The organism is Pseudomonas sp. R4-35-07, assembly GCF_003852235.1.
Lineage (GTDB): Bacteria > Pseudomonadota > Gammaproteobacteria > Pseudomonadales > Pseudomonadaceae > Aquipseudomonas.
The window spans coordinates 3,010,535-3,034,691 of the sequence record NZ_CP027732.1 but is presented as its reverse complement, the minus strand read 5'-3'; the positions used below and the strand labels follow the sequence as shown (position 1 = coordinate 3,034,691).

Below are 24,157 nucleotides of genomic sequence, written 5' to 3'. Positions count from 1 at the left end.
CTCATGGAACGCATCCTGCAACCGACGCCCGAACCGTTTGCCCTCTTGTATCGTCCGGAATCCAGCGGTCCCGGGCTGCTGAACGTGCTGATCGGCGAGATGTCGCAGCCGCAGGTACTGGCCGATATCGACTTGCCTGCCCCGTCGATCGGTGCCCCGCGCCTGGATGTACTGACGCTGATTCCCTACCGCCAGATTGCCGAACGCGGCTTCGAGGCGGTGGACGATGGGTCACCGTTGCTGGCGATGAACATCACCGAGCAGCAGTCCATCGGCATTGAGCAGTTGCTGGCGTCGCTGCCCAACGTGCCGATTCAATTGAACAACGAACGCTTCGACCTCAGCGACGCCACCTATGCCGAGATCGTCAGCCAAGTGATCGCCAACGAAATCGGCTCCGGGGAAGGCGCCAACTTCGTGATCAAGCGCACCTTTCTGGCCGAGATCAGTGAGTACGGCCCGGCCAGTGCGCTGTCGTTCTTTCGTCATCTGCTGGAGCGGGAAAAAGGCGTCTATTGGACATTCATCATTCACACCGGCAGTCGCACCTTTGTCGGCGCGTCCCCCGAGCGCCACATCAGCGTAAAGGACGGGCTCGCGGTGATGAACCCCATCAGCGGCACCTATCGCTACCCTCCCGCCGGACCCAGCCTGACCGACGTCATGGACTTCCTGGCTGACCGCAAGGAGGCCGATGAGCTGTACATGGTGGTCGACGAAGAGCTGAAAATGATGGCGCGCATCTGTGAAGACGGCGGACACGTCCTCGGTCCTTACCTCAAGGAAATGACGCACCTGGCCCACACCGAGTACTTCATCGAAGGCAAGACCCGCCGCGATGTGCGCGAGATCCTGCACGAAACTCTGTTCGCCCCGACGGTCACCGGCAGCCCGCTGGAGAGCGCCTGCCGGGTGATCCAGCGCTATGAGCCGCAAGGCCGTGCGTACTACAGTGGCATGGCCGCGCTGATCGGCAGCGATGGTAAAGGCGGACGCTCCCTGGACTCGGCGATCCTGATTCGCACCGCCGACATCGATAACAGCGGGCAGGTACGCATCAGCGTGGGTTCGACCATCGTGCGCCACTCCGAGCCGCTGACCGAAGCTGCTGAAAGCCGGGCCAAGGCCGCCGGCCTGATCGCCGCACTGAAAAACCAGGCACCTTCGCGCTTCGGTGGCCATCTGCAGGTGCGCGCAGCATTGGCCAGCCGCAATGCCTACGTCTCGGATTTCTGGTTGATGGACAGCCAGCAGCGCCAACAAACCCAAGCCGACTTCAGCGGGCGACATGTGCTGATCGTCGACGCCGAAGACACCTTCACCTCGATGATCGCCAAACAGCTGCGGGCGCTGGGCCTGGTGGTGACGGTGTGCAGCTTCAGCGACGAGTACAGTTTCGACGGTTACGACCTGGTGATCATGGGCCCCGGTCCTGGCAACCCAAGCGATGTCCAACTGCCGAAAATCGACCATCTGCACGTAGCCATCCGTTCCCTGCTCAGCCAGCAGCGACCGTTCCTGGCGGTGTGCCTGAGTCATCAGGTGCTAAGCCTGTGCCTGGGCCTGCAGTTGCAACGCAAGGCCATTCCCAACCAGGGCGTGCAAAAACAGATCGACCTGTTCGGCAACGCCGAACGGGTGGGTTTCTACAACACATTCGCGGCCCAAAGTTCCAGTGACCGCCTGGACATCGATGGCATCGGCACGGTCGAGATCAGCCGCGACAGCGAGACCGGCGAGGTCCACGCGCTGCGCGGGCCGTCGTTTGCCTCCATGCAGTTTCATGCCGAGTCGCTGCTGACCCAGGAAGGCCCGCGCATCATCGCCGACCTGCTGCGGCACGCCCTCATCCACGCACCTGTCGACAGCACCGTTTCGGCCGCCGGGAGATAACCATGCACAACTACGTCATCATCGACGCCTTTGCCAGCGTGCCGCTGGAAGGCAATCCGGTCGCGGTGTTCTTTGACGCCGACGACTTGCCGGCCCCGCAGATGCAACGCATCGCCCGAGAAATGAACCTGTCGGAGACCACCTTCGTGCTCAAGCCACGTAACGGTGGGGATGCGCTGATCCGGATTTTCACCCCGGTCAACGAACTGCCCTTCGCCGGCCACCCGTTGCTGGGTACGGCCATTGCCCTGGGTGCGCACACCGACAATCACCGGCTGTACCTGGAAACCGAAATGGGCACCATCGCTTTTGAACTCGAGCGCCAGAACGGCAGCGTGATCGCCGCCAGCATGGACCAGCCGATCCCGACCTGGACGGCCCTGGGCCGCGACGCTGAATTGCTCGAGGCCCTGGGCATCAGCGAGTCGACCTTTCCCATCGAGATTTATCACAACGGGCCGCGCCATGTGTTCGTCGGCCTGCCGAGCATTGCAGCCTTGTCGGCCCTGCACCCCGACCATCGCGCGCTGTCCAGCTTCCACGACATGGCCATCAACTGCTTTGCCGGCGCGGGACGGCATTGGCGCAGCCGGATGTTCTCGCCGGCCTACGGCGTGGTCGAGGATGCGGCCACTGGTTCTGCTGCCGGGCCGTTGGCGATTCACCTGGCGCGTCACGGCCAGATAGCGTTCGGCCAACCCGTGGAGATTTTGCAGGGCGTGGAAATCGGCCGCCCTTCACTGATGTTCGCCAAAGCCGAGGGCCGCGCCGATCAACTGACGCGAGTCGAGGTATCCGGTCATGGCGTCACGTTCGGACGCGGGAGCATCGTGTTATGAACCTTTCACTGCAAGGCAAGCCGCTGCTGGGTAAAGGTATGTCGGAATCCCTCACCGGCACACTGGATGCGCCCTTCCCCGAATATCAGACACTGCCCGCCGACCCCATGAGCGTGCTGCACAACTGGCTGGAGCGTGCCCGCCGCGTGGGCATCCGCGAACCCAAGGCCCTGGCGCTGGCCACCGCCGACCGCCAGGGCCGGCCCTCCACGCGGATCGTGGTCATCAGTGAAATCAGCGACGCCGGGCTGTTGTTCAGCACCCATGCTGGCAGCCAGAAAGGCCGTGAACTGACCGACAACCCGTGGGCGTCGGGTGTGCTGTATTGGCGCGAGACCAGTCAGCAGATCATCCTCAATGGCCAGGCCGTGCGCCTGCCAGATGCCAAGGCCGATGAAGCATGGCTCAAGCGCCCGTATGCGACGCACCCGATGTCATCGGTATCGCACCAGAGTGAAGATTTAGAAGACGTGCAAGCCATGCGCAACGCCGCCAGGCAACTGGCCGAGGCGCAAGGCCCACTGCCGCGTCCCGAGGGGTATTGCGTGTTCGAGTTGCGACTTGAGTCACTGGAGTTCTGGGGGAATGGGCAGGAACGGTTGCATGAGCGGTTGCGCTATGACCGCAGCGATACGGGCTGGAGGGTGCGGCGTTTGCAGCCCTGATTTATGGGTGGGCGCTGCGCGATTGCAGCGCCTGGTTTTGGAGTTATTTCTCCGCCCCAACGCAGGCAAGCCCTGGCGCCCGCCAGTTAAGGCTCGCTCCTACAATGAACCACTTTCGCTTAACTGATCGGCATTGGGGTGCGTTCGCCCGCCACAAGGTCGAGTTGTCCTCGCTCGCAGCGCTGTGACCGTTTCACTGACATCCCCATTTGTCGTTAGCTAGGAGACATAACGCTGACGCCTAACCCACCACCACCGATTTAGCCTCAAGAAACGCTTCCAGGCCATGCACGCCAAACTCTCTGCCTATCCCCGACTGCTTCAAACCGCCAAAGGGTGCAAGTAATTCTGGAGTGGCACGATTGATCAAGACGGTGCCAGCCTCAAGCTGGGAGGCCATACGCTTGGCGCGGTCGAGATCTTTACCGAAGATATAGGCCTGCAGTCCGTAAATGGTGTCATTGGCAATCTCGACAGCCTGTTCCTCGGAGTCGTAGGTCATGATTGACAGCACCGGCCCGAATATCTCTTCCTGCGCGATCGCCATTGAACTCGTCACATCGGCAAATACCGTTGGTTTGACAAAGTAGCCTCTGTCGATGCCGTCCGGGCGCCCTGCCCCGCCAGCGACGAGTCGGGCCCCCTGTTCCAAGCCCTGGCGGATGAAATGCTGGACTCGATCAAACTGCGCTGCACTGGCCAGCGGCCCCAGGCTGGTATCGGGACGCCATGGGTCGCCCACCACCAACCCATCAACACAGGCCTTCACGGCAGCAACGACCTCGTCTGCCCGCTGGCTCGGCACCAGGAGTCGCGAGCCAGCGACACAGGCCTGGCCGTTGTTCATGAACGCGGCATTCACGATCATCGGGATGGCACTCGCCAAATCTGCATCCTCCAGCAGAATCGAGGCGCACTTGCCGGTCAACGACAGGCTCACCCGCTTCAGGCTGTCGAGGCCTGCACGCGCAATCAACTTGCCGGTTGGGGTAGAGCCCGTGAATGAAATTTTCGCAACCGTCGGGTTGGTGCTCAGTTCATCTCCAACGTCGTGCCCTCTGCCCAGCAAGACATTGAACAGTCCATCCGGTAACCCCGCGCTGTGAAGCGCCTCGGTAATCACCTGTGTCTGGAGGGGGCTGAGCTCGCTGGGCTTGATCACAGAGGTACAACCTGCGGCGATAGCCGAGGCCAATTTGCTGCAGACGGTTCCGGCGACACTGTTCCACGGCACAATCAGCGCTGCGACACCCACCGGCTCCATTGATACCCGCGCCGCGCCGATTGTTCGCACCAGAGGGTAGTCTTCAAGCGTCTGGATAGCATTCGCAAAGCTCTGCGAGACGTACTGGCTTACCCATTGAGTACGCGAGTAGACCCCGCCGTACTCTTCAATGGCAGAGTCGCGAATGCTATCGGCGTTCCTTAATACCGCAGCTTGCAGCGCTCTGAGCATGTCAATCCGCTGCGCCTTAGGACTTCTGGCGAATAAACGTTGGGCCCGCGCGGCTGCTTCGATGGCCAGCACCGCATCTTCGCGGTTTGCCAGCGTGACCGTCCCGAGGACGTTCTCGGTCGTGGGAGAAATAATCAGCAAGCTCTCCGTGCCCCGAACCGGGACAAATGTGCCGTCTATATAGCTCGTGCTGAGGGTGTACATAGGCTTCACCTTGGGGGCTTTATAGGGCGCTCATTTCGCCGTCGCGGCTCTTTCGATCAAGCGAGCAACGGGCGCCGGGTTTGAAACCATCACCACATGGGAGGCGCCCTTCACCACTTCCACGGCTTTAGCCTCCGCGCGCTTGGCCATGAAGGCCAGTGCCTGGGGCGGAATGTTCTTGTCCTTGTCGCCGTAGATAGCCCAGCTTGGAATGTGCTTCCACGCTGGCGTCCCAAACGGCTCATTCAGCGCGGCTTCGGTGACCGGACGCTGGGTGGCGGCCATCACTGCCGCTTCAGCGGCGGGCACGTCAGCGGCGAATTGCGCGTGGAATTTGTCCTGCTGGATGTACAGATCCTTGCCACCCTCACTCAATGGCACCGGCGCTGCGAGGGTTGGCCCCAAGGTGCTGCCGGGAAACTTGCCAGCCAGGCCGGCGACGGTTTCGCCGGTGTCGGGAGCGAACGCACTCACGTAGACCAGCGCCTTGACGTTGGCCTGGTCATTGGCCGCTTCGCTGATGACGTTGCCGCCGTAGGAATGCCCCACCAGCACAACGGGCGACTTGATACTCGCGATCAGCGAGGCGACGGATGCGGCATCACTTTTCACACTGCGCAACGGGTTTGCTGCGGCGACAACGGTGTAGCCATCCTTTTCGAGGATCTTGACCACGCCGTTCCAGCTCGAGGCGTCGGCGAAGGCGCCGTGAACAAGCACGACCGTCGGCTTCACAGTCTGCGCGAACGCGTCAGCACCGACCAACACAGAGGCAGCGACTGCCAGCGAGGCAATGATTTTCTTCATGGAGAACTCCTTGAACTTGGGGTTATGGGGCGTACCGGGTGAACACGAAATCATGGTTTTTGACGCGCGCTTGATGGCAGGCAAAACACGTCTCGTGCTGAGCCTGGTCGACCGCTTTGCCGTTGATAAAACGCCCAAAGCCCCACCCACCGGTCGCCGCGTACTGCTTCGAATCCTTCACCATGACTTGAACCGTGGTGGCCGCACCGGGTATTGAGGCGGGCTCGAACTCGGGTGATTGGACGTGCTTCCACGCCAGTTTCACCAGCACCGTGCCATCGGGAAACGGCAGCGCTGAATCCTGGTAGGCCTTGATTGCCAGGTTATTGCCGACCACGGCGCGCAGTTCATCCAAGGGCGCGGCTTCCTGCGCTGGCGCAATCAGCGGCCACTGGCGATAGCCTTCGGGAATCTTCACGCCGTAGATCGGCGAAGCGTCACCGCCAGCGGAATCGCCCGCTGCGACGCCAGCGAGGGTGAGCGCAAGCGCTGCAACAGCCCCGGACAGATGCATGAGTTTCATGGTGACGCTCCCTGTCAGAGATGATCGGCGTCAATCACCGCCTGGGCGAAAGCCTGCGGCGCTTCCTGAGGCAGGTTGTGGCCTATTCCACCGCTGACAAGGCGATACTCATACTTGCCGGTGAACCGTTTTGCATACGCTTCAGCCGGTGGATGGGGCGCACCGTTCGCATCGCCTTCCATCGTGATGGTCGGCACGCTGATGGTAGGGAATGCCGCCAGCTTCTTCTCGATCGCGTCGTACTTGGGCTCGCCTTTGATCAAGTCGAGGCGCCAGCGGTAGTTGAACATCGACACGGCCACGTGATCCGGGTTTTGCAGGGATGCCGCGCTGCGGTCAAACGTGGCGTCGTCGAAATTCCACTTTGGCGACGCCAGCTTCCAGATGAGCTTGGCGAAGTCATGGGTGTTTTTCTCGTAGCCTAGACGCCCGCGCTCGGTTGCGAAGTAGAACTGGTACCACCACTGCAACTCGGCGGCGGGTGGCAGTGGTGCTTTGCCCGCTTCCTGGCTGCCGATCAGGTATCCGCTGACCGCCACCAGGGCTTTCACGCGCTCCGGCCATAGTGCGGCAACGATATCGGCAGTGCGGGCGCCCCAGTCGAATCCACCCAGCACGGCTTTGTTGATTTTCAGTGCGTCCATGAAGTCGATCAGGTCGGTGGCCAGCGCAGCGGGTTGCCCATTGCGAACGGTCTTGGCCGAGAGAAAATGCGTGTCGCCATACCCACGGGCAGACGGGATCAACACCCGATAGCCCTTGTCCGCCAAAGCCGGCGCGACATCAGCGAAGGCGTTGATATCGTAGGGCCAGCCGTGCAGCAAAATAACCACCGGGCCATCGGCGGGGCCGAGTTCCGCGTAGGAAACGTCCAGCAGACCCGCTTTCACATGCTTGAGGTCACCCAGCGAAGTGTGAGCGCCCGGCGTAATAGCGGCCACCGTGGAGGCCGGTACGTCAGCAGCGCTGGCCTGGGCAAACCCTGCCGCCACGGCGCCGAATTGCAGCAACGCTGCTGCCAGTAGCGAGGGGGCAACACCCCGCAGGCGGCCGGATTTATTCTGGTTGTTCAGCAAGGTCATCTCCATGATGTTTCTCCGTAGCGAGCCGCCGCATAACGGCCCGGTGTATTGACAGGGTTGGGTAGGCGTTACTGAGCGGTCTTCGTTACGCCGAGCTTGGCGCGCAGTGGCCGGAAGGCCTCACGCAATTCTTCGCTGAATAGTTGCGGTTGTTCCCAGGAAGCGAAGTGGCCGCCCTTGTTAACCTGGTTGTAGTAGGCCAGTGAGGGATAAGCGCGTTGCGCCCAGCTTTTGGGTGCCTGATAGATTTCGTGGGGGAAGACCGTGATTGCCACCGGCACCTTAATACTTGCGGTTTTCTGCGCGGCGGCGCTGAAATTGTTGTTGTTGTTTTCCCAGTAGAAGCGCGATGACGATGCGCCGACGTTCGTCAGCCAATACAGGCTGATGTCGTCCAGCATCTCGTCACGGCTGAGTACCCGCTCAGGCTGACCGTCACTGTCGGTCCAGGCGGCGAACTTTTCATACATCCACGCCGCCGTACCGGTGGGCGAGTCGGCCAGCAGGTAGCCGATGGTCTGCGGGCGGGTCACCATCATTGCGCCGTATGCCGCGTTGCGGCCGAAGAAGGTACTCAGGGACTCAAACGCCTTGCGTTCAGGCTCGCTGAGCCCGACAGGTGCCGGGTCACCACTGTTGATCGGCTTGACCAGCTCGGGCGGAATGGTGGCCGGCATGTTCAAGTGAATGCCCAACAGACCCGGCGGATTCAGGCGACCCAGTGCATCCGATATCACCGAGCCGTGATCGCCACCCTGGGAAACATAGCGGGAGTATCCGAGACGCTTCATGAGCACATCCCATGCCTTCGCGACGCGATCCGGCCCCCAGCCCAATTCAGTGGGCTTGCCGGAAAAGCCGTGACCGGGGATCGAGGGGATGATCACGTCGAACGAATCTTCGACCTTACCGCCGTAAGCCACAGGGTCGGTCAGCGGGCCGATGGTCTTCAGGAACTCGAACTGCGAGCCCGGCCATCCGTGTGTCAGCAGCAGCGGCATTGCATTCGGGTTGCGCGAGCGGACATGGATGAACTGAATATCCACGCCGTCAATGGTGGTGATGAATTCAGGCAGCGCATTGAGCTTCGCTTCGGCCTTACGCCAGTCATAGCCGTTGCCCCAATACTTCACCAACGCCTGAACCTGGGCCAGCTGCACGCCTTGGGAGACGTCATTGACCGTCTCTTTATCTGGCCAGCGGGTCGCGGCGATGCGCTGTTTGAGATCGGTCAGTTGAGCTTCATCGACATGAATTCGGTAAGGCCGGATCGATTCGGGTTGGATCGTGGCCGAACTGGCAACTGACGCTTCGGCGGCCCAGGCACCGCCGCTGCCTGCGACCAGGGCCAAACCAAACACGCCCATCCTCACGGGGTTTTTCCAGGGCATAACGAGATCTCCGAGCGTTAGATGAGCCATCAGTTGGAGAGGGGCTGCGCCTTCTCGATGGGTTCATTTAACGCCCCGCAGGTATCCGGTATGTGTCACCAACCGCCTTGAACGAATCACTGTGTATCTGGCTGCGGCGCAGATACACAACGATACAAACCCACCCAGGCGAGTCTGGTGCAAAAGTTTTATCAGCTGGAAAGCGTCACCTGGATATACTCGACGCCACCTTCTTCAACGCCGTTAAACAGGGATAAAGGTGAGTCAAGTGGAGCACGTAGATCACATCCTCATCGTCGACGATGACCGCGAGATCAGAGAGCTGGTGGGAAATTATCTTCAGAAAAACGGGCTGCGCACGACGGTAGTGGCGGACGGTCGCCAGATGCGTGCCTTTCTGGCGTCCACGCCGGTCGACTTGATTGTGATGGACATCATGATGCCCGGAGACGATGGGCTGGTGCTGTGTCGGGAACTGCGCGCAGGCAAGCATAAGGCCACGCCGATTCTGATGCTGACCGCGCGCAATGACGATACGGATCGAATCATCGGCCTGGAGATGGGCGCCGACGATTACCTGGCCAAGCCCTTTGTCGCCCGGGAGTTACTGGCGCGAATCAACGCCGTGCTCCGCCGCACCCGCATGTTGCCGCCCAACCTGATCGTCACCGAAGCAGGCCGGCTGCTCGCATTCGGCAAATGGCGGCTGGACACCACGGCTCGACACCTGCTGGACAGCGAAGGCACCATCGTGACGTTAAGTGGCGGGGAGTATCGCTTGCTGCGCGTCTTCCTCGATCACCCCCAGCGCGTGCTGAACCGCGATCAGTTGCTCAACCTCACCCAGGGCCGGGACGCCGACCTCTTCGACCGATCGATTGACTTGCTCGTCAGCCGGTTGCGCCACCGGCTGCAGGACGACGCCCGCGATCCTGCCTACATCAAGACTGTTCGCAGCGAGGGCTATGTCTTTACCTATGCGGTGCAAGTGTCAGGAGCACAGCCATGACCATGACGCGTTGGCCGCGCACGTTGGCCTCGCGGTTGACACTGATCTTCCTGGTGAGCCTGGCGGTGGCCCATGGATTGTCATTCGGGCTGCAGTTCTATGAGCGCTACCAAAGTGCCAAGATGTTGATGCTGGACAATTTCGAACAAGACCTGACCACCTCACTGGCGATACTCGAGCGGTTGCCGGACAATGAGCGTGAGGCCTGGTTGCCGCGCCTGGAACACCCCAACTACCGATACGAACTTGATGAGGGCCAGCCGGGCACGCCAATGGACATGACCAGCGCTCCCGTCTCCGTGCGCTCCATGCAAGCCACGCTGGGCCGGGACTACCCATTGAGCTTCAGCGATATTGCCGATGCGCGCCCTCATTATCAGGCCCACTTGCGCCTCAAGGACGGCAGCCCCCTGACGATTGATGTACGACCCTTGGTGATGCCGCTATCACCTTGGTTACCGGCAGTTCTGGTTGCGCAACTGTTGCTGCTGTTCGTCTGCACCTGGCTCGCCGTACGCACGGTCATACGGCCACTGACGCGGCTTTCCCAAGCGGTAGACGGCCTGGATCCGAATGGCCAGGGCGAACCGCTCAAGGAGGAAGGGCCAATCGAAGTGGTCTACGCGGCCGTGGCTTTCAATACCCTGCAGGAGCGCATTGCGAATTACGTCAAGGAACGCATGCAACTGTTGGCAGCGATTTCCCACGACCTGCAAACCCCGATCACACGGATGAAGCTTCGCGCGGAGTTCATGGACGATTCGATGGAAAAGGACAAGCTCTGCAACGACCTGGAGGAAATGCAGCACCTGGTCCAGGAAGGCGTGGCCTACGCGCGGAGCATGGCGGGTTCCAATGAGCCCAGCCAGCGCGTGGATGTCGATTCCTTTCTGGAAAGCCTGGTCTTTGACTACCTCGATACCGGCAAGCAAGTGGCGTTAAAAGCTGACGGCGGCGCAGCCATCGATACCCGCCCCCACGCGCTTCGCAGAGTGTTGGTGAACCTTGTGGACAACGCTTTGAAGTTCGGGTCAGAGGTGCAAATCATCGCGCAGCGCCAGCCGGACGGTGGGCTGCTGATTCAAGTGCTGGACCGTGGCCCCGGCATACCTGACCACCAATTGCCCGAAGTGCTGAAACCTTTTTATCGCGTGGAGAATTCGCGAAACCGGGAAACCGGTGGCACAGGGCTGGGCTTGGCGATTTCGCAACAACTGGCGCTTACCCTGCAAGGCGCCCTGCGCTTGGTTAACCGGGAGGGCGGCGGTCTGTGTGTGGAGTTGACACTGCCGCGAACCCTGAAACTTTCCGCAAAGACGCCTATGGATCATCCCCAATAGTCATCACCCCTTGTTCTTAGCCTCCGCCAGCAACTGCTGGATCACTTTTTCCTGAGTGTCGTAGCTGCCTTCGCCGAAGTGGGTGTAGCGGATCTTGCCTTCGGCGTCGACGAGGTAGTGTGCGGGCCAGTATTGATTGTCGAATGCGCGCCAGATCGCATAGTTATTGTCGATCGCGATCGGGTAGTTGAGGCCCAGCTTCGCTACGTTTTTGCGCACGTTGTCTATCACCCTTTCAAAGGGATACTCCGGGGTGTGCACGCCGATGACAACCAGCCCTTCCTTCTCGTACTTCTTTGCCCACTCGTTCACATACGGAATGCTGCGCTGGCAATTGATGCAGTCGAACGTCCAGAAGTCCACCAACACCACTCTGCCTCGCAACGACTCCTTGCTCAGTTCGGGTGAATTCAGCCACTGGACGGCGCCCGACAGGGACGGCATTTCACCCTTGGCACTCAGGTCAGGTGTGGTCGCGGCCTTGACGCTGTCCACCAGGTAATCAGTGACTTTGGGCACACCGCTCAGCAGCGACTGCTCCAGCTTGGCAGCGCCCTGGGATGAAGTGCCGGCGAGTAATTGGCTCTGTGAGCCACTGGCGATCAGCCCCGCAACCACCAGCGCGGCCAGCCCTGTGCCGCGTCGCAGCCAGGCAATCACGGGCAGTGAGAACTTCAACCGAGACACCAGGCCTCGGCCCGCGAAGATCAGCACGCCCAACGAGACGCCACTGCCCAAGCCGTAGGCCAACAGCAGCAGGCTGGTGTGCGCGCTCGGGCCTTGAAGCATTGCGCCGGTCAGGATGATTCCGAGGATGGGCCCCGCGCACGGTGCCCAGAGCAATCCGGTTGCGACCCCGATCAGCAGCGATGCGCCGGGCCCCGACAATCTGCGCGTGGCGGGATCGAGGCGATTACCCAGTGCCGTCAACGGCCGCATCAACCCGTTACCGACTTTGGCGGAAAGCAACGACAGGGCGAACAGAACCAGCACCACCAGGGCGAGCTGGCGACCAATGCCGTTGGCGGTCACCACCCAGTCACTGCTGACCACGGCGAGGCTGGACACAAGGGCAAAGGTCAGCGCCAGGCCGAGCAGTGTCCACACCACCGACGCTGGCGAGCGATCGGCACGGGCGAATAAAAACGGCACGACGGGAAGAATGCACGGACTGAGTACCGTGACGATGCCGCCGAGAAAGGCGATCAATAACATGGCGCTACCTGCTCAATTGGCCGAGGGGGTGTCCCTCGCTGGCGCCAATTGAATCGCCTGCAGGTATCGCGGATATGTCGGTAAAGCGGTCTATTGAATCCGCAAGTATCCGCAGGGCCTGTAGATACAGTGCGATACGGAACTGCTAGCGCTCACTCAGCACGCCATAGATCTCAGCAACCACCTGCGCCGTGGCGTCCTCGATCGATCCTTCATTACGGCATAGCACCCAACCGTGATCGGCAACCTCTCGCTCGAACCCCAGCGTGCAGGCCACCTGTTCTTCCACGGAGTGCAGCACCGTACTGCCCAGCCCACGTGTTCGTGCCGCCGCCCTCGCCCATGACGTTTCAGCGTCAGTGACTACCCCGACATGCAGGTCTGGCACCTGCACGCCTCGCTCGATGTTCAACTTTAGAATCTGCGCGAATGGCATCAGTCGACGAAACGCCGCGTCAGACGGGTACCAGCGGTCAATCAGGATGATGCTGTCAGAAGGCTGTTTGGTCAGTACATGCCGGGAAATCCAGCCACGGCTGTCAGCAAATCGCTCACACACCGCCAACTCCAGTGCCGGGCTGGGATGCCTGACGAGCTGGTTGACCAGCATCATGGTTTCACCCCGATAGGGATCGCTCTTTTTTTCGCATAGTCGGATCACCTTTTTGCCGTCTGCCCTCAATGCTGAGGTAACAGCCTCCAGCAGCGTGGTCTTGCCGGTGCCCTTGGGCCCGTCCAGCGAAATGAACAGCGGGCGAATCATTTGACCTGCTCCATGGTGGACATCGTGTTGGTCAGTCAAGGCTTTTTGTAGGAGCGAGGCGGGCGGCTAGCCCTTGCTCGCGAAAAATTCAGGGCCCCCGCGTTTATCCAGAATAAACGCATTGCCTGGGCGTTTTTCGCGAGCAAGCTCGCTCCTACAGTGACCTGGCATCAGGCGCTGCTAAGTGTAACGGAGGAACAGTCATGTTCGACAAATCGCATTTCACCAGCAGCCGTGAATGGCTACCGGCCTTACAGGGCTCAGTCAATCGGACCGATATTAATCGTGCGGTCAGCGCCCAGCCCCTCGACCTTGGCGAGGATTTCGCTGGGCGTGTCCGTGGAAAACGTCAGCACATAGCCCATGCCGCTGCCGTCTTCTTCCACCGAAGCCACCCACAACTCGACTTCATCGGCGGCCAGGCCTATGGCATTACCGATCGAACGGTTGCGCGCTTCTGAATCGGTGTCGCCCGCTGGGTAATCGTTCATGGGTAAACCTCCTCGTGTCTGTGTGATCGTTGTTATCACCATAGACGCACGACTCAGCTGAAGCGAATATCCAACGCACGCAGGTAGGTTTGCAGCCCCGCGTCCTGGATCGGGATCAGGAACGCCTCGGTGTCGGATTCATTGAAGTGCGCATGCCAATACCCAGGCGGCGTCACGAACGCCAGGCCGGGCGACCAGTCGACCCGTACCGGATTGCGGATCTGCCCATCCGTGTCCAGCTCGGTGCCGACCAGGGAGTAGCAGCCTGGCGGGCAGTCAATGATGAAATCCAGGGCAATCGACTGGTGCCGGTGGGGCTTTTGCACCGATCCGGCCGGCAGGATGCCGTACATCGCCCACAGTACGTGGGTAACGGTGCGCGTTTGGGGAAAGTTGCGATTGCCCAGCAGGATACTGATGCGGCTGCGGTCCTGGGCACGCGGATCATCCGCCGCTTCGCGCAGCTTGGCGTTGGCCAGCGCTGCGGGGTACAGCGTCGGTGTGAAGCGATCTGCACTGGGTGCCACCCCGAGGTAGCGCAGCAACGGTTCATCGTGCACGTAGTAAAGGCGCGCATCCGCGCTGGCGCTGAAGTGCGCCGCCTGCAAACCCGGCAGCGCGATAAAGCAGCCTTTGGACCATTGAATCTCATGCTCGGCCTGCACCACGCGGCCCTCCCCGGCGATCACGTAGAACACCTGGGAGGTGGCGTTGGGTTGCACGGCCAGCGTGTCGCCACGGTTGAGTCGCATAAAGTTGGCGCACAATCCGGGACCTGTGGCCGGGCCTTCGCAGCCCAGGGCGTCGCTGAGGTCCAGCGGGACGACGCGTGAAGGGCCGCTGTCATACAGCGCGGCAGGAAAACTGTGGTAGGGAATGCGCGGTATGAGATTGGCACTGATGGGGTTGGCGGCCTTGCTGTACTCGAAGTACTCGGCGTCCACTTGGTGGGGATCGGACAATGTGCGGCTGAATTCACGGTTCATCAGGCTCACCTCAGTCTTCGGCTGGTTTGCACAGCGCCGTTGAGTGCGCTGTGGGGGTGAGTGAACTATAGAGATCCGCACGGCAATTGCGCCAGGCACGGCTTAACGCCGTGCAAACTGCGGAATTTCCAGCCCCAGGCGCTCGCGTAACGTACTCCCTTCATACGCGGTCCGGTAAACACCGCGTTCCTGCAGCAACGGAATGACTTCTCGGGTAAAGCGAGTGAACTGCTCCGGGTGCCCGATGTAGATGTTGAAACCATCCACGGCGCGGGCGTGCAGCCAATCCGCCATTTTTTGCGCCACCGTGTCGGCCGTGCCGGTGAAGGCCCCTGGACGCAGTTGGCGGCCAAACTCGACGGCCTGGCGCAGGCTGAAACCCTTCTCGCGGGCCTGATCGGCGATGCGTTTGGCCGCAGTGAAAAAGCTGCTGCGCGCAGCCTCCAGGCTTTCTTGAGGGAATGGCGCATCCAGGTCGTACTGGCTGAAGTCGTGCCAGCCGAAATTACGCCCGAATTCTTTCAGCGCAAGCTCGAAACTATGGTCGACCTGATGATAATGCTGCTCGATTTCGCGGGCGTGGGCATCGGTGTCGCCCACATAGATTTCCGCGCCGGGCATGATCAATACCTGCTCCGGATCGCGTCCGCGTTGCAGCGCCCTGCCCTTTATATCCCGGTAAAACGCCTGGCCCTGCTCGATGCTGGCGGCATGGGTGAAGATGACGTCGGCGGTGGCGGCGCCCAGGTCGCGGCCTTGCTCTGAATCCCCGGCCTGGAAGATCACCGGCTGCCCCTGGGGTGAGCGCTGGATGTTCAGCGGGCCGGCCACCGCAAAGTGTTCGCCCTGATGATTCAGGCTATGCAGTTTGCTCGGGTCGAGAAACTGGCCGGTGGCGCGGTCGCGCACGAAGGCGTCGTCCTCATAGGAGTTCCACAGCCCCTGCACCACCTGGACGTGTTCGGCGGCGCGGCTGTAGCGCGTGGTGTAGTCATAATGCTCATCAAGGCTGTAATTGCCGGCGGTACCGGCATCGCCGCTGGTCACCACGTTCCAGCCGGCGCGGCCTTTGCTGATCAGGTCCAGGGAAGCCAGGCGCCGCGCAACGTTATACGGCGCGTTGTAGGAGGTGGTCAGCGTACCGACCAGGCCGATATGCCGCGTGCTCACGGCCAGCGCCGACAACAGCGTCAGCGGTTCCAGGCGATTGAGGTAATGGGAAGGCGAGCCCGGGGTGATGAACTGGCTGTCGACGATAAAGATCAAGTCGAACAACGCCGCCTCGGCCTGGCGCGCGATATCGATGTACCAGTCGATGTTTACGCTGGCGTCGGCCGGCAATTGCGGGTCGAGCCACAAATTGTGGCGACCCGGCCCACCGCAACCCATGGTCAAGGCGCCCAGTTTGAGCTGTCGTTTGGTCATGTCAGAGAGATTCCTTGGTGTATTCAGGGCTGTGCCTGGGCGACGGCGGGCTGCAGGGCCGCAGCGAATGACGGGTCGAACAGGCTGGCGGCCGGGTAAGCCTTGATCAGGCCTTCGCTGGCGAAGAAGTCCACGGTCTTTTGCGCTTCGACCGGTGCCTGGGCAGTCAGCGGTTCAACCGTGGTGCGTGCCCTGGCAAACCAGGCGCGGGCGATTTCAGCGTCGGCGCGGGTGCGTTTGGCCCATGCGTCAGCGTAGGCGTTGGTGTTGGCCGGGCTCTGGCGTGCCCAGTCACGGGCTTTTTTCAGGCGCTGGAGAAAGTCGTTGATGGGCGCGCGTTTGTCGTCGACCGCAGTGGCATTGGCGGCGATAAAACTCTGGGCGGGAATCAACCCCTCGGCCGTCGCGAGTACCCGTGCACCTTGGCGTTCCTGCTGGGTCACATAAGGCTCCCAGGTGGCGATGACATCGACCGAGCCGCCTTCCAGCGCATGGGACGCATCCAGTGCACTGAGGTAACGCAACTGCAGCGCGTCGCGGGCAACGCCGGCGTTATCCAGTGCGCTCAGCAGCAGTTGCTGGCTCCAGGAGCCTTTCCAGATGGCTGCACGTTTGCCCGCCAGGTCCGCCAGGCTGTGGATCGACGAATCCTGCTTGACCAGAATCGCCACGCCCGCCAGGTTTTGCCGGCTGACGGCGATCACCTTGATCGGCGCGCCCAATGCGCCCAGGAACAACACCGGCGCGTCGCCGAGCAGGCCGATATCCAGGCTGCCGACGTTGAGCGCTTCGGCCACCGGCGATCCGGCCGTGAACTGCTTCCATTCAAGGGTGTAGGGAAGATCCTCAAGCACCCCCGCCGCTTCCATCGCGGCTTGGGCGTTATAGCTTTGATCGCCCACTACCAGCGTTTGCGCATGGGCGGTGAAGCAGATCAATGCGGCGGCCATGCCGGTCGCCAGTTTTGACAGGTAACGCACGTTCGTCTCCAGATGCCATGGGAGGCACGTCAAGTCGATCCGCGCGTGCGGTCTCGGCGATAGTCGTAAGGGGCATTACGATGAGGTTATAAGAAAGACATGTAAAATATTTATATTGCATAACGTAATTCACTAAAAATGCACATATTGCATTTTATTCGCGCATCGCCGCGCAAGACGCCTCTTGCGCATTCAAACGTCATCAACCCCTGCCCGTCTGCGTGGTAATCTCACGCCACCACGAATAGACATTGATCGTCACTTGACGATGACCAAAGCCAGGAAAGAACATGCCCAAGATTTCTCACTCAGCGCTGCGCCGTCACTTCCGCGAACTGCTTGCCACGCCCATCTGTGTTGAAACCGCCTCGGTTTTCGACCCCATGTCCGCCCGTATCGCGGCCGACCTGGGTTTTGAGGTGGGTATTCTCGGCGGCTCCGTCGCCTCCCTGCAGGTACTGGCGGCACCCGATTTCGCGTTGATTACCCTGAGTGAGTTCGTCGAACAGGCCACCCGCATCGGCCGCGTCGCACAGTTGCCGTTCATTGCCGACGCCGACCACGGCTACGGCAATGCCCTGAACGTGATGCGTACGGTTGAAGAGCTGGAACGCGCTGGCGTCGCGGCGCTGACCATTGAAGATACCCTGCTGCCTGCGCAATTCGGGCGTAAATCCACGGACTTGATCTCCGTCGAAGAAGGCATCGGCAAGGTCAAGGCGGCTCTGGAGGCGCGTGTCGATCCTGAACTGTCGATCATCGCGCGCACCAACGCCGGCGTATTGCCCACCGAAGACGTGATTGCGCGCACCCAGGCCTATGAAAAGGCCGGCGCCGACGGAATCTGCATGGTCGGCGTCAAAGACTTCGACCACCTGGAAAAAATCGCCGAAAACCTCACGGTACCGCTGATGCTGGTGACCTACGGCAACCCCCAACTGCACGACAGCGAGCGCCTGGCGAGCCTGGGCGTGCGCATCGTGGTGGCCGGGCATGGCGCCTACTTTGCCGCGATCAAGGCCACTTACGACAGCCTGCGCGCGCAACGGCAGTTGACCCACAGCACCTCGAACCTCAGCGCGACCGAGCTGACCCACACCTACACATTGCCGGAGAGCTATGTGGCGTGGGCTGAGGAGTTCATGGACGTGAAAGAGTAAACCCCTGGTTTGCCCCAGGTGGTTTTTTCAGGGACCATGGCGCCTTTTCGTTCCTGCCAACATGAGGCACCCATGGCCAACCACGACCTGACCTTCACACCTGACCCGGATGCCGACTCGATCTCTTCCGACGTGATCGGCTTCAACGGCATCCTGGTCTCCACCCAGATTCCAACCCACGCCGACGGCAGCCTGGAGCTGGGCGATATCACGCTGCAAAGCGAATGCACCCTGCAAGCGCTGAAAGTCGCGCTGGAAAACGCCGGCAGTTCCATGGACCGGGTCATGCACCTGACCATCTACCTGACCGACATGGCCGACCGCGCCGCGTTCAACGAAGTCTACAAACGCTTTTTCGCCAAGCCATGGCCGGTACGGGCTGCGGTGGGTGTTGCCGCGTTGGCTGTAGAAGGTATGCGTGTTGAAGTAACGGCGATGGCGGCCAAGGCCTGACTGGGTCAAAACTGTGGGAGGGGGCTTGCTCCCGATGGGGCAGTGTCAGCAGTGCATGTGTAACTGACCCACCGCCATCGGGGGCAAGCCCCCTCCCACATTGGATCGGCGCATACCGACAGCCTGGGTAAACACAGCGAGAAGGTCTCGGAGCCAACCGGGTCGGGATGCCGAACTCGGTCAAACTGTGGGAGGGGGCTTGCCCCCGATGAGGCAGTGTCAGTGAGTGCATGTGTGACTGACCCACCGCCATCAGCGGCAGGTCCATGAGCCCGACAGCCCTGTGGTAGATGCCGGTAAGACTTTTCGCAGCTACAATGCCCGCCTCGACCGTGACAAGCCTGACTAAAAAAACTATGTCCTTGCCCAAGCATCACCTGGAATTGCTCAGCCCTGCCCGCGATGTGGCCATCGCACGCGAGGCTATCCTGCATGGCGCCGACGCCATTTATATCGGTGGGCCGAGCTTCGGCGCCCGTCACAATGCCTGTAACGAGGTGAGCGATATCGCGCAACTGGTGGAATTCGCCCGCCGTTACCACGCTCGCGTCTTCACCACCATCAACACCATCTTGCATGACAACGAGCTGGAGCCGGCGCGCAAGTTGATCCACCAGCTCTACGACGCCGGTGTCGATGCCTTGATCGTGCAAGACCTGGGCGTGATGGAGCTGGATATTCCGCCCATCGAGCTGCACGCCAGCACCCAGACCGATATTCGCACCCTGGGCCGCGCCAAGTTTCTCGACCAGGCCGGTTTCTCCCAGTTGGTACTGGCCCGCGAGCTGAACCTGCAAGAGATCCGCGCCATCGCCGACGAGACCGATGCCGCCATCGAGTTCTTCATCCATGGCGCCTTGTGCGTGGCGTTCTCCGGGCAGTGCAATATTTCCCACGCGCAGAACGGCCGCAGCGCCAACCGTGGCGATTGCTCCCAGGCGTGCCGCCTGCCGTATACCTTGAAAGATGATCAGGGCCGCGTCGTCGCCTTTGAAAAGCACCTGCTGTCGATGAAAGACAACAACCAGAGCGCCAACCTGCGCGCACTGGTCGAAGCCGGCGTGCGTTCGTTCAAGATCGAAGGCCGCTACAAGGACATGGGCTATGTGAAGAACATCACCGCCTATTACCGCCAGCGCCTCGACGAAATCCTCGAAGACCGCCCGGACCTGGCCCGCGCTTCCAGCGGGCGTACCGCGCACTTCTTCCTGCCCGACCCGGAAAAAACCTTCCACCGTGGCAGTACCGACTACTTTGTCAGCGACCGCAAGATCGATATCGGCGCCTTCGACACCCCGACCTTCACCGGCCTGCCGGTGGGTGTGGTGGAAAAAGCCGGCAAGCGCGACTTGCAGGTGGTCACCCATGAGCCGCTGTCCAACGGCGACGGCCTCAATGTACTGGTCAAGCGTGAAGTGGTGGGGTTCCGCGCCAACATCGCCGAGCCCAAGGGCGAATTCGAGGAAGACGGCGAGAAGCGCTATCGCTACCGCGTCGAACCGAACGAAATGCCGGCGGGCCTGCACCAGCTGCGCCCGAATCACCCGTTGAACCGCAATCTGGACCATAACTGGCAACAGGCGCTGCTCAAGACCTCGGCCGAGCGCCGTATCGGCCTGGCGTGGGTGGCGCGCCTGCGTGAAGAACAGTTGCAAATCACCGCCACCAGCGAAGAAGGCATCAGCGCCAGCGTCACCCTGCCCGGCCCGTTTGGCGTGGCCAACAAGCCGGAACAGGCCCTGGATACCCTGCGCGACCTGCTGGGCCAGCTCGGTACTACCGAGTACCACGCCACCCGCATCGAGCTGGACGCGCCGCACGCGTTCTTCATTCCCAACTCGCAGCTCAAGGCGCTACGCCGTGAAGTGATCGAAGCGCTGACCGTCGCTCGCGTCGCCGCGCACCCGCGCGGTGGACGCAAGGCCGAGACCACGCCGCCGCCGGTGTACCCGGACGCGCACCTGTCGTTCCTGGCCAACGTCTACAACCAGAAGGCCCGCGACTTTTACCACCGTCACGGTGTGAAGCTGATCGATGCCGCCTTCGAGGCCCACGAAGAAACCGGCGAAGTGCCGGTGATGATCACCAAGCACTGCCTGCGTTTCTCGTTCAACCTGTGCCCTAAACAGGCCAAGGGCGTGACGGGGGTGAAAACCAAGGTGGCGCCGATGCAGTTGATCCATGGCGATGAGGTACTGACGCTGAAGTTCGACTGCAAACCGTGCGAAATGCACGTGGTCGGCAAGATCAAGGGGCACATCCTCGGATTGCCGCAGCCGGGCAGCGCGGTGGAGCATTTCAACCCGGAAAACATCATTTTCCAGGGCACACACTGACCCTCTGTAGGAGCGAGCTTGCTCGCGAAAAACCTGAGAACGCCGGCGTGTTAACCCGATGAGCTGCGTTATCGTTAGCGTTCTTCGCGAGCAAGCTCGCTCCTACCGAAGCTACGGGGCCACCACCAGCCCCGCTGCAACCCTGCCGCCGCCAGCAGAATCGCCGCCACGCCCAACCATTGCAGCCATCCAAGGCGATGCCCGAAGGCGATCCAGTCGACGAAAATTGCCGCAATCGGGTAGATGAACGACAAGGCGCCGGTCATCGCAGTCGGCAGCTTCTGTATCGCCCCGTACAACAACACATACATCAACCCCGTGTGCACCAGGCCGAGGGTGGCGAGTGCTGCCCAGGCATCGGTCGACGTGGGCAAGCGGTCCCAAGGCACCAGCGGCGCCAGCAATACCGCGCCGGTGGCCACCTGGATCAACGCCATCAAATGCGGCGGCACTTGCTTGAGTTGCTTGATGATCAGCGCTGCAATCGCGTACAACAACGCCGCGCCCAGGGCCAGCGCGATGCCGGTCAAATAGTCCTCGCCAGCCGGTTGTTCACCATGGGCCGTGACAATCGCCAGCATGCCCAGGAACGCCACACTCAACCAGGCCATTTTCTGCAGAGTGATTTTCTCTCCGAGAAACAGCGCCGCCAGCATCACCAATAGAAACGGTTGCACGTTGTACACCGCCGTACTGATGGCGATTGACGCACGCGAGTAGGATTCGAACAGCAGCAGCCAGTTGCCGACGATGGCTACACCGCTGAGTACCGCCAGCCCGAACCTGGCCCAACTGAGCAAGTCCAGCCTCAGGTAGCCGAGCCAGGCGCACACCAGCAGCAGCGCCAGCGCGCCGATCACGCAGCGCCAGAACACCACTTCGATCACCGACACGCCCGACACCAGCACAAACCAGCCGATGGTGCCGGAGATCAGCATGGCGGCGATCATTTCCCAGGTTCCGCGACGGACAGCTGTATCCATGATTGATGCTCCTCAAGTGAGGCGCAATTATGGCAAGCTGCCCGACAGCCGCTCCAGCGACTAAAAAAGGCCAAAACCTCAAGTTACCTTTTCTTATTAGGCGAGTACCATGATTGACACCATCGACCAGCAACTGATCGCAGCCTTGATGGATGATTCGCGTCTGTCCCTCAAAGCCCTGGCCGGCATCACCGGGCTGTCTTCGCCAAGCGTCGGCGAGCGCTTGCGCCGCCTGGAGGAGCGCGGCGTGTTGACCCACTACACCGTCGATATCGATCCCAAACACTTTGGCTACCTGCTGCAGGCCATCGTGCGCATCCGTCCCCTGCCCGGCAAGTTGCAGGAAGTGGAACGCCAGATCCAGGCAATCCCCGAATTCACCGAATGCGACAAAGTCACCGGCGAAGACTGCTTCATCGCCCGCCTGCATGTGCGCACCATGGACCACCTGGACAGCCTGCTCGACCGGATTAATGGGTATGCCGAAACCAACACCGCCATCGTTAAAAAAACCCCGGTGAAACGGCGCTTGCCGCCGTTGACCGACTGACAGCACGCAGAACACTGATCGTTCCCACGCTCTGCGTGGGAACGCCTCCTGGGACGCTCCGCGTCTCGCCAACCGCTGCAAGTGAGCAGATGACGCAGAGCGTCACGGGCTGCATTCCCACGCGAGAGCGTGGGAATGATCCTGTTCAATCCCGGAGGGCTTTGGCTGCAGCAAGCAACCCCTGGAATTTGCCATACCGCGCCGCCAACACCGGCTGCACTTGCTCATCGGGTACATACCGCGCCTTCACCGGCATCCCCGCCGCCAGCAAATCAGCGCCCTCCCCGATGGCCATGAACCCCAATTTCGCCGCCCCGATGCACGCGCTCAGTTCGCTGCCATGCAGGGTAAAAACCTCCCGCTGCAGAATATTCGCCAGCAGTTGCGCCCAATACTCACTGCGCGCCCCGCCGCCGACGAGCGCGAAGGATTTGACCTCAGCCCCGGTCGACTGCACCGCGCGCCAGGCGTCGAGCAAGCCAAACCCCACGCCTTCCATCACCGCATAGCCAAGCATCGCCGGTGCGCAGTCATGGCCAAGCCCCATGAAGCCGCCGCGCAGCAAGGGGTCGTTATGCGGCGTACGCTCACCCGCCAGGTACGGCAGAAACAACGGGGTGGACAGCGGCACCGCGTGTTCGATTGGCAGTTGCGCCTGCACCTGCTCCAACAGCGTTTGTTCATCCGCCGTGCCCGTCAGGCGCGTTACCCAGCGCAAGCAACTGGCGCCGGCCAGCATGGCGCCCATGGTGTACCAGCGCTCGGGCAGCGCATGGCAAAAGCTGTGCACCGCACTGGCCGGGTTGCCGGCGGCGTGCGCAGTAATCGCGACAATCGCCGCGCTGGTGCCCAGGGTGATAAACCCGTCACCGGCATCGATAGCGCCGATCCCGACGGCCGCTGCCGGGTTATCGCCGCCGCCCCCGGCGATCACCACCTGCGGCGACAAGCCCAAGCCAGCGGCCGTGACACCAGTGCTTGCGGCACCGCCCTCCACCAGTCGGGGCATGTGCGCAGGCGTCAGGCCGGTGGCGCGCAGCATCGGGGTAAACCATTCACGCCGCGCCACGTCCAGCCACAGGGTGCCGGCGGCGTCCGACATCTCGCTGATCCGCTCCCCGCACAGGCGCAAGCGCAGGTAATCCTTGGGCGACAGCACGCAATCAATCGCCTTGAACACCTCGGGCTCGTGCTGTTGCAGCCAGAGTAGTTTCGGCGCGGTCAACCCGGCCATCGGCAAACTGCCGGTGATCTCGGCATAGCCGGTGCCCAGTTGTTCTGCCTGCCGAACCGCGCGGGAGTCGTCCCACAGGATTGCCGGGTACAACACGCGGTTGTCGGCCCCCAGCAATACCGCGCCGTGCATCTGCCCCGACAGGCCGATACAGGCCACGCGGGCAAACGCCTCATGGGTGCGCAGTGAATCCAGTGCCTGAAGGCAGGCCTGCCACCAGTCTTCGGGCGCCTGCTCGGACCAGCCGCCATGGCGGCGCGACACACTCAAGTGCACGCCCGCGCGGGCCAGCACGTTGCCGTCGAGGTCCATGAGGATGGCTTTGAGTTCGGAGGTGCCAAGGTCTATACCAAGGGAAACGGGACGGTTCAT

At 61.5% G+C, this 24,157-nt stretch carries 22 protein-coding genes; 9 read left to right on the top strand and 13 right to left on the bottom strand.

The window, feature by feature from the left end; genetic code table 11:
* Nucleotides 1–3 precede the first annotated feature (3 nt).
* The 3 genes from C4J89_RS13785 to phzG are packed head-to-tail and all read left to right on the top strand — an operon-like array spanning nt 4 to nt 3,397.
* Nucleotides 4–1,893, top strand: coding sequence for an anthranilate synthase family protein (locus C4J89_RS13785; RefSeq protein WP_372238986.1), 1,890 nt, complete (start codon nt 4–6; stop codon nt 1,891–1,893).
* A 2-nt stretch (nt 1,894–1,895) separates the two neighbouring features.
* Nucleotides 1,896–2,732 (top strand): PhzF family phenazine biosynthesis protein, encoded by an 837-nt coding sequence (locus C4J89_RS13780; RefSeq protein ID WP_124362890.1) that lies wholly within the window; start codon nt 1,896–1,898, stop codon nt 2,730–2,732.
* On the top strand, nt 2,729–3,397 hold the full coding sequence (gene phzG, locus C4J89_RS13775; RefSeq protein WP_124404195.1) for a phenazine biosynthesis FMN-dependent oxidase PhzG: 669 nt from the start codon (nt 2,729–2,731) through the stop codon (nt 3,395–3,397). The genes C4J89_RS13780 and phzG overlap by 4 nt, the downstream gene beginning before the upstream one ends.
* Nucleotides 3,398–3,638: 241 nt before the next feature.
* Here phzG and C4J89_RS13770 read toward each other — a convergent pair whose 3' ends face one another.
* From C4J89_RS13770 to C4J89_RS13750, 5 genes are all read right to left on the bottom strand, one after another.
* Entirely contained in the window at nt 3,639–5,057 is a 1,419-nt protein-coding gene (locus C4J89_RS13770) for an aldehyde dehydrogenase family protein (RefSeq protein WP_124414724.1), read from the bottom strand.
* Between the two features lie 30 nt (nt 5,058–5,087).
* A complete protein-coding gene (locus tag C4J89_RS13765; protein ID WP_124414723.1) occupies nt 5,088–5,864 on the bottom strand; it encodes an alpha/beta fold hydrolase in 777 nt (258 codons plus the stop codon).
* Between the two features lie 22 nt (nt 5,865–5,886).
* On the bottom strand, nt 5,887–6,387 hold the full coding sequence (locus C4J89_RS13760; protein ID WP_124414722.1) for a cytochrome P460 family protein: 501 nt from the start codon (nt 6,385–6,387) through the stop codon (nt 5,887–5,889).
* Nucleotides 6,388–6,401: 14 nt separating this feature from the next.
* Nucleotides 6,402–7,475, bottom strand: a complete 1,074-nt coding sequence (locus C4J89_RS13755; protein ID WP_124414721.1) for an alpha/beta fold hydrolase — start codon at nt 7,473–7,475, stop codon at nt 6,402–6,404.
* A gap of 62 nt (nt 7,476–7,537) precedes the next feature.
* The gene (locus C4J89_RS13750; RefSeq protein WP_256681742.1) at nt 7,538–8,860 is read right to left on the bottom strand and encodes an epoxide hydrolase family protein; all 1,323 of its coding nucleotides are present in this window, start codon (nt 8,858–8,860) and stop codon (nt 7,538–7,540) included.
* A 268-nt stretch (nt 8,861–9,128) separates the two neighbouring features.
* Between C4J89_RS13750 and C4J89_RS13745 the strand changes: the two genes are divergently transcribed.
* Both C4J89_RS13745 and C4J89_RS13740 read left to right on the top strand, forming a co-directional pair.
* Nucleotides 9,129–9,869, top strand: coding sequence for a response regulator (locus C4J89_RS13745; protein WP_124362883.1), 741 nt, complete (start codon nt 9,129–9,131; stop codon nt 9,867–9,869).
* Nucleotides 9,866–11,209 (top strand): HAMP domain-containing sensor histidine kinase, encoded by a 1,344-nt coding sequence (locus tag C4J89_RS13740; protein ID WP_124414719.1) that lies wholly within the window; start codon nt 9,866–9,868, stop codon nt 11,207–11,209. The genes C4J89_RS13745 and C4J89_RS13740 overlap by 4 nt, the downstream gene beginning before the upstream one ends.
* 3 nt (nt 11,210–11,212) lie before the next feature.
* Here C4J89_RS13740 and C4J89_RS13735 read toward each other — a convergent pair whose 3' ends face one another.
* The 6 genes from C4J89_RS13735 to C4J89_RS13710 form a co-directional block, all read right to left on the bottom strand.
* The gene (locus C4J89_RS13735; protein ID WP_124414718.1) at nt 11,213–12,424 is read right to left on the bottom strand and encodes a cytochrome c biogenesis protein DipZ; all 1,212 of its coding nucleotides are present in this window, start codon (nt 12,422–12,424) and stop codon (nt 11,213–11,215) included.
* Nucleotides 12,425–12,569: 145 nt separating this feature from the next.
* A complete protein-coding gene (locus tag C4J89_RS13730) occupies nt 12,570–13,187 on the bottom strand; it encodes a dTMP kinase (protein ID WP_124414717.1) in 618 nt (205 codons plus the stop codon).
* A gap of 260 nt (nt 13,188–13,447) precedes the next feature.
* Entirely contained in the window at nt 13,448–13,678 is a 231-nt protein-coding gene (locus C4J89_RS13725; protein ID WP_124414716.1) for a DUF317 domain-containing protein, read from the bottom strand.
* 53 nt (nt 13,679–13,731) lie between these two features.
* A complete protein-coding gene (locus tag C4J89_RS13720; protein ID WP_124414715.1) occupies nt 13,732–14,664 on the bottom strand; it encodes a cupin in 933 nt (310 codons plus the stop codon).
* Nucleotides 14,665–14,766: 102 nt separating this feature from the next.
* A complete protein-coding gene (locus C4J89_RS13715; protein WP_124414714.1) occupies nt 14,767–16,089 on the bottom strand; it encodes an LLM class flavin-dependent oxidoreductase in 1,323 nt (440 codons plus the stop codon).
* A 23-nt stretch (nt 16,090–16,112) separates the two neighbouring features.
* Complete coding sequence (locus tag C4J89_RS13710; RefSeq protein WP_124414713.1) at nt 16,113–17,069, bottom strand: ABC transporter substrate-binding protein; 957 nt, start codon at nt 17,067–17,069, stop codon at nt 16,113–16,115.
* A gap of 290 nt (nt 17,070–17,359) precedes the next feature.
* Between C4J89_RS13710 and C4J89_RS13705 the strand changes: the two genes are divergently transcribed.
* From C4J89_RS13705 to C4J89_RS13695, 3 genes are all read left to right on the top strand, one after another.
* Complete coding sequence (locus tag C4J89_RS13705; protein WP_124362864.1) at nt 17,360–18,229, top strand: oxaloacetate decarboxylase; 870 nt, start codon at nt 17,360–17,362, stop codon at nt 18,227–18,229.
* Between the two features lie 72 nt (nt 18,230–18,301).
* On the top strand, nt 18,302–18,682 hold the full coding sequence (locus C4J89_RS13700; protein ID WP_124414712.1) for a RidA family protein: 381 nt from the start codon (nt 18,302–18,304) through the stop codon (nt 18,680–18,682).
* A gap of 356 nt (nt 18,683–19,038) precedes the next feature.
* Nucleotides 19,039–21,018, top strand: a complete 1,980-nt coding sequence (locus C4J89_RS13695) for a U32 family peptidase (protein WP_124362862.1) — start codon at nt 19,039–19,041, stop codon at nt 21,016–21,018.
* A 74-nt stretch (nt 21,019–21,092) separates the two neighbouring features.
* Here C4J89_RS13695 and C4J89_RS13690 read toward each other — a convergent pair whose 3' ends face one another.
* Nucleotides 21,093–22,001: a DMT family transporter gene (locus C4J89_RS13690; RefSeq protein WP_124414711.1), complete on the bottom strand. Its 909-nt coding sequence runs from the start codon at nt 21,999–22,001 to the stop codon at nt 21,093–21,095.
* 109 nt (nt 22,002–22,110) lie between these two features.
* Between C4J89_RS13690 and C4J89_RS13685 the strand changes: the two genes are divergently transcribed.
* Complete coding sequence (locus tag C4J89_RS13685) at nt 22,111–22,551, top strand: Lrp/AsnC family transcriptional regulator (protein ID WP_124362860.1); 441 nt, start codon at nt 22,111–22,113, stop codon at nt 22,549–22,551.
* Between the two features lie 145 nt (nt 22,552–22,696).
* On the opposite strand, the gene xylB is transcribed toward C4J89_RS13685, so the two are convergent.
* Nucleotides 22,697–24,157: a xylulokinase gene (xylB, locus tag C4J89_RS13680; RefSeq protein ID WP_124414710.1), complete on the bottom strand. Its 1,461-nt coding sequence runs from the start codon at nt 24,155–24,157 to the stop codon at nt 22,697–22,699.

Coding starts and splice junctions, on each gene's coding strand:
- C4J89_RS13785 (WP_372238986.1), top strand. CDS start 4: ATGGAACGCATCCTGCAACCGACGCCCGAACCGTTTGCCCTCTTGTAT.
- C4J89_RS13780 (WP_124362890.1), top strand. CDS start 1,896: ATGCACAACTACGTCATCATCGACGCCTTTGCCAGCGTGCCGCTGGAA.
- phzG (WP_124404195.1), top strand. CDS start 2,729: ATGAACCTTTCACTGCAAGGCAAGCCGCTGCTGGGTAAAGGTATGTCG.
- C4J89_RS13770 (WP_124414724.1), bottom strand. CDS start 5,057: ATGTACACCCTCAGCACGAGCTATATAGACGGCACATTTGTCCCGGTT.
- C4J89_RS13765 (WP_124414723.1), bottom strand. CDS start 5,864: ATGAAGAAAATCATTGCCTCGCTGGCAGTCGCTGCCTCTGTGTTGGTC.
- C4J89_RS13760 (WP_124414722.1), bottom strand. CDS start 6,387: ATGAAACTCATGCATCTGTCCGGGGCTGTTGCAGCGCTTGCGCTCACC.
- C4J89_RS13755 (WP_124414721.1), bottom strand. CDS start 7,475: ATGGAGATGACCTTGCTGAACAACCAGAATAAATCCGGCCGCCTGCGG.
- C4J89_RS13750 (WP_256681742.1), bottom strand. CDS start 8,860: ATGCCCTGGAAAAACCCCGTGAGGATGGGCGTGTTTGGTTTGGCCCTG.
- C4J89_RS13740 (WP_124414719.1), top strand. CDS start 9,866: ATGACCATGACGCGTTGGCCGCGCACGTTGGCCTCGCGGTTGACACTG.
- C4J89_RS13735 (WP_124414718.1), bottom strand. CDS start 12,424: ATGTTATTGATCGCCTTTCTCGGCGGCATCGTCACGGTACTCAGTCCG.
- C4J89_RS13730 (WP_124414717.1), bottom strand. CDS start 13,187: ATGATTCGCCCGCTGTTCATTTCGCTGGACGGGCCCAAGGGCACCGGC.
- C4J89_RS13725 (WP_124414716.1), bottom strand. CDS start 13,678: ATGAACGATTACCCAGCGGGCGACACCGATTCAGAAGCGCGCAACCGT.
- C4J89_RS13720 (WP_124414715.1), bottom strand. CDS start 14,664: ATGAACCGTGAATTCAGCCGCACATTGTCCGATCCCCACCAAGTGGAC.
- C4J89_RS13715 (WP_124414714.1), bottom strand. CDS start 16,089: ATGACCAAACGACAGCTCAAACTGGGCGCCTTGACCATGGGTTGCGGT.
- C4J89_RS13705 (WP_124362864.1), top strand. CDS start 17,360: ATGCCCAAGATTTCTCACTCAGCGCTGCGCCGTCACTTCCGCGAACTG.
- C4J89_RS13700 (WP_124414712.1), top strand. CDS start 18,302: ATGGCCAACCACGACCTGACCTTCACACCTGACCCGGATGCCGACTCG.
- C4J89_RS13695 (WP_124362862.1), top strand. CDS start 19,039: ATGTCCTTGCCCAAGCATCACCTGGAATTGCTCAGCCCTGCCCGCGAT.
- C4J89_RS13690 (WP_124414711.1), bottom strand. CDS start 22,001: ATGGATACAGCTGTCCGTCGCGGAACCTGGGAAATGATCGCCGCCATG.
- C4J89_RS13685 (WP_124362860.1), top strand. CDS start 22,111: ATGATTGACACCATCGACCAGCAACTGATCGCAGCCTTGATGGATGAT.
- xylB (WP_124414710.1), bottom strand. CDS start 24,157: ATGAACCGTCCCGTTTCCCTTGGTATAGACCTTGGCACCTCCGAACTC.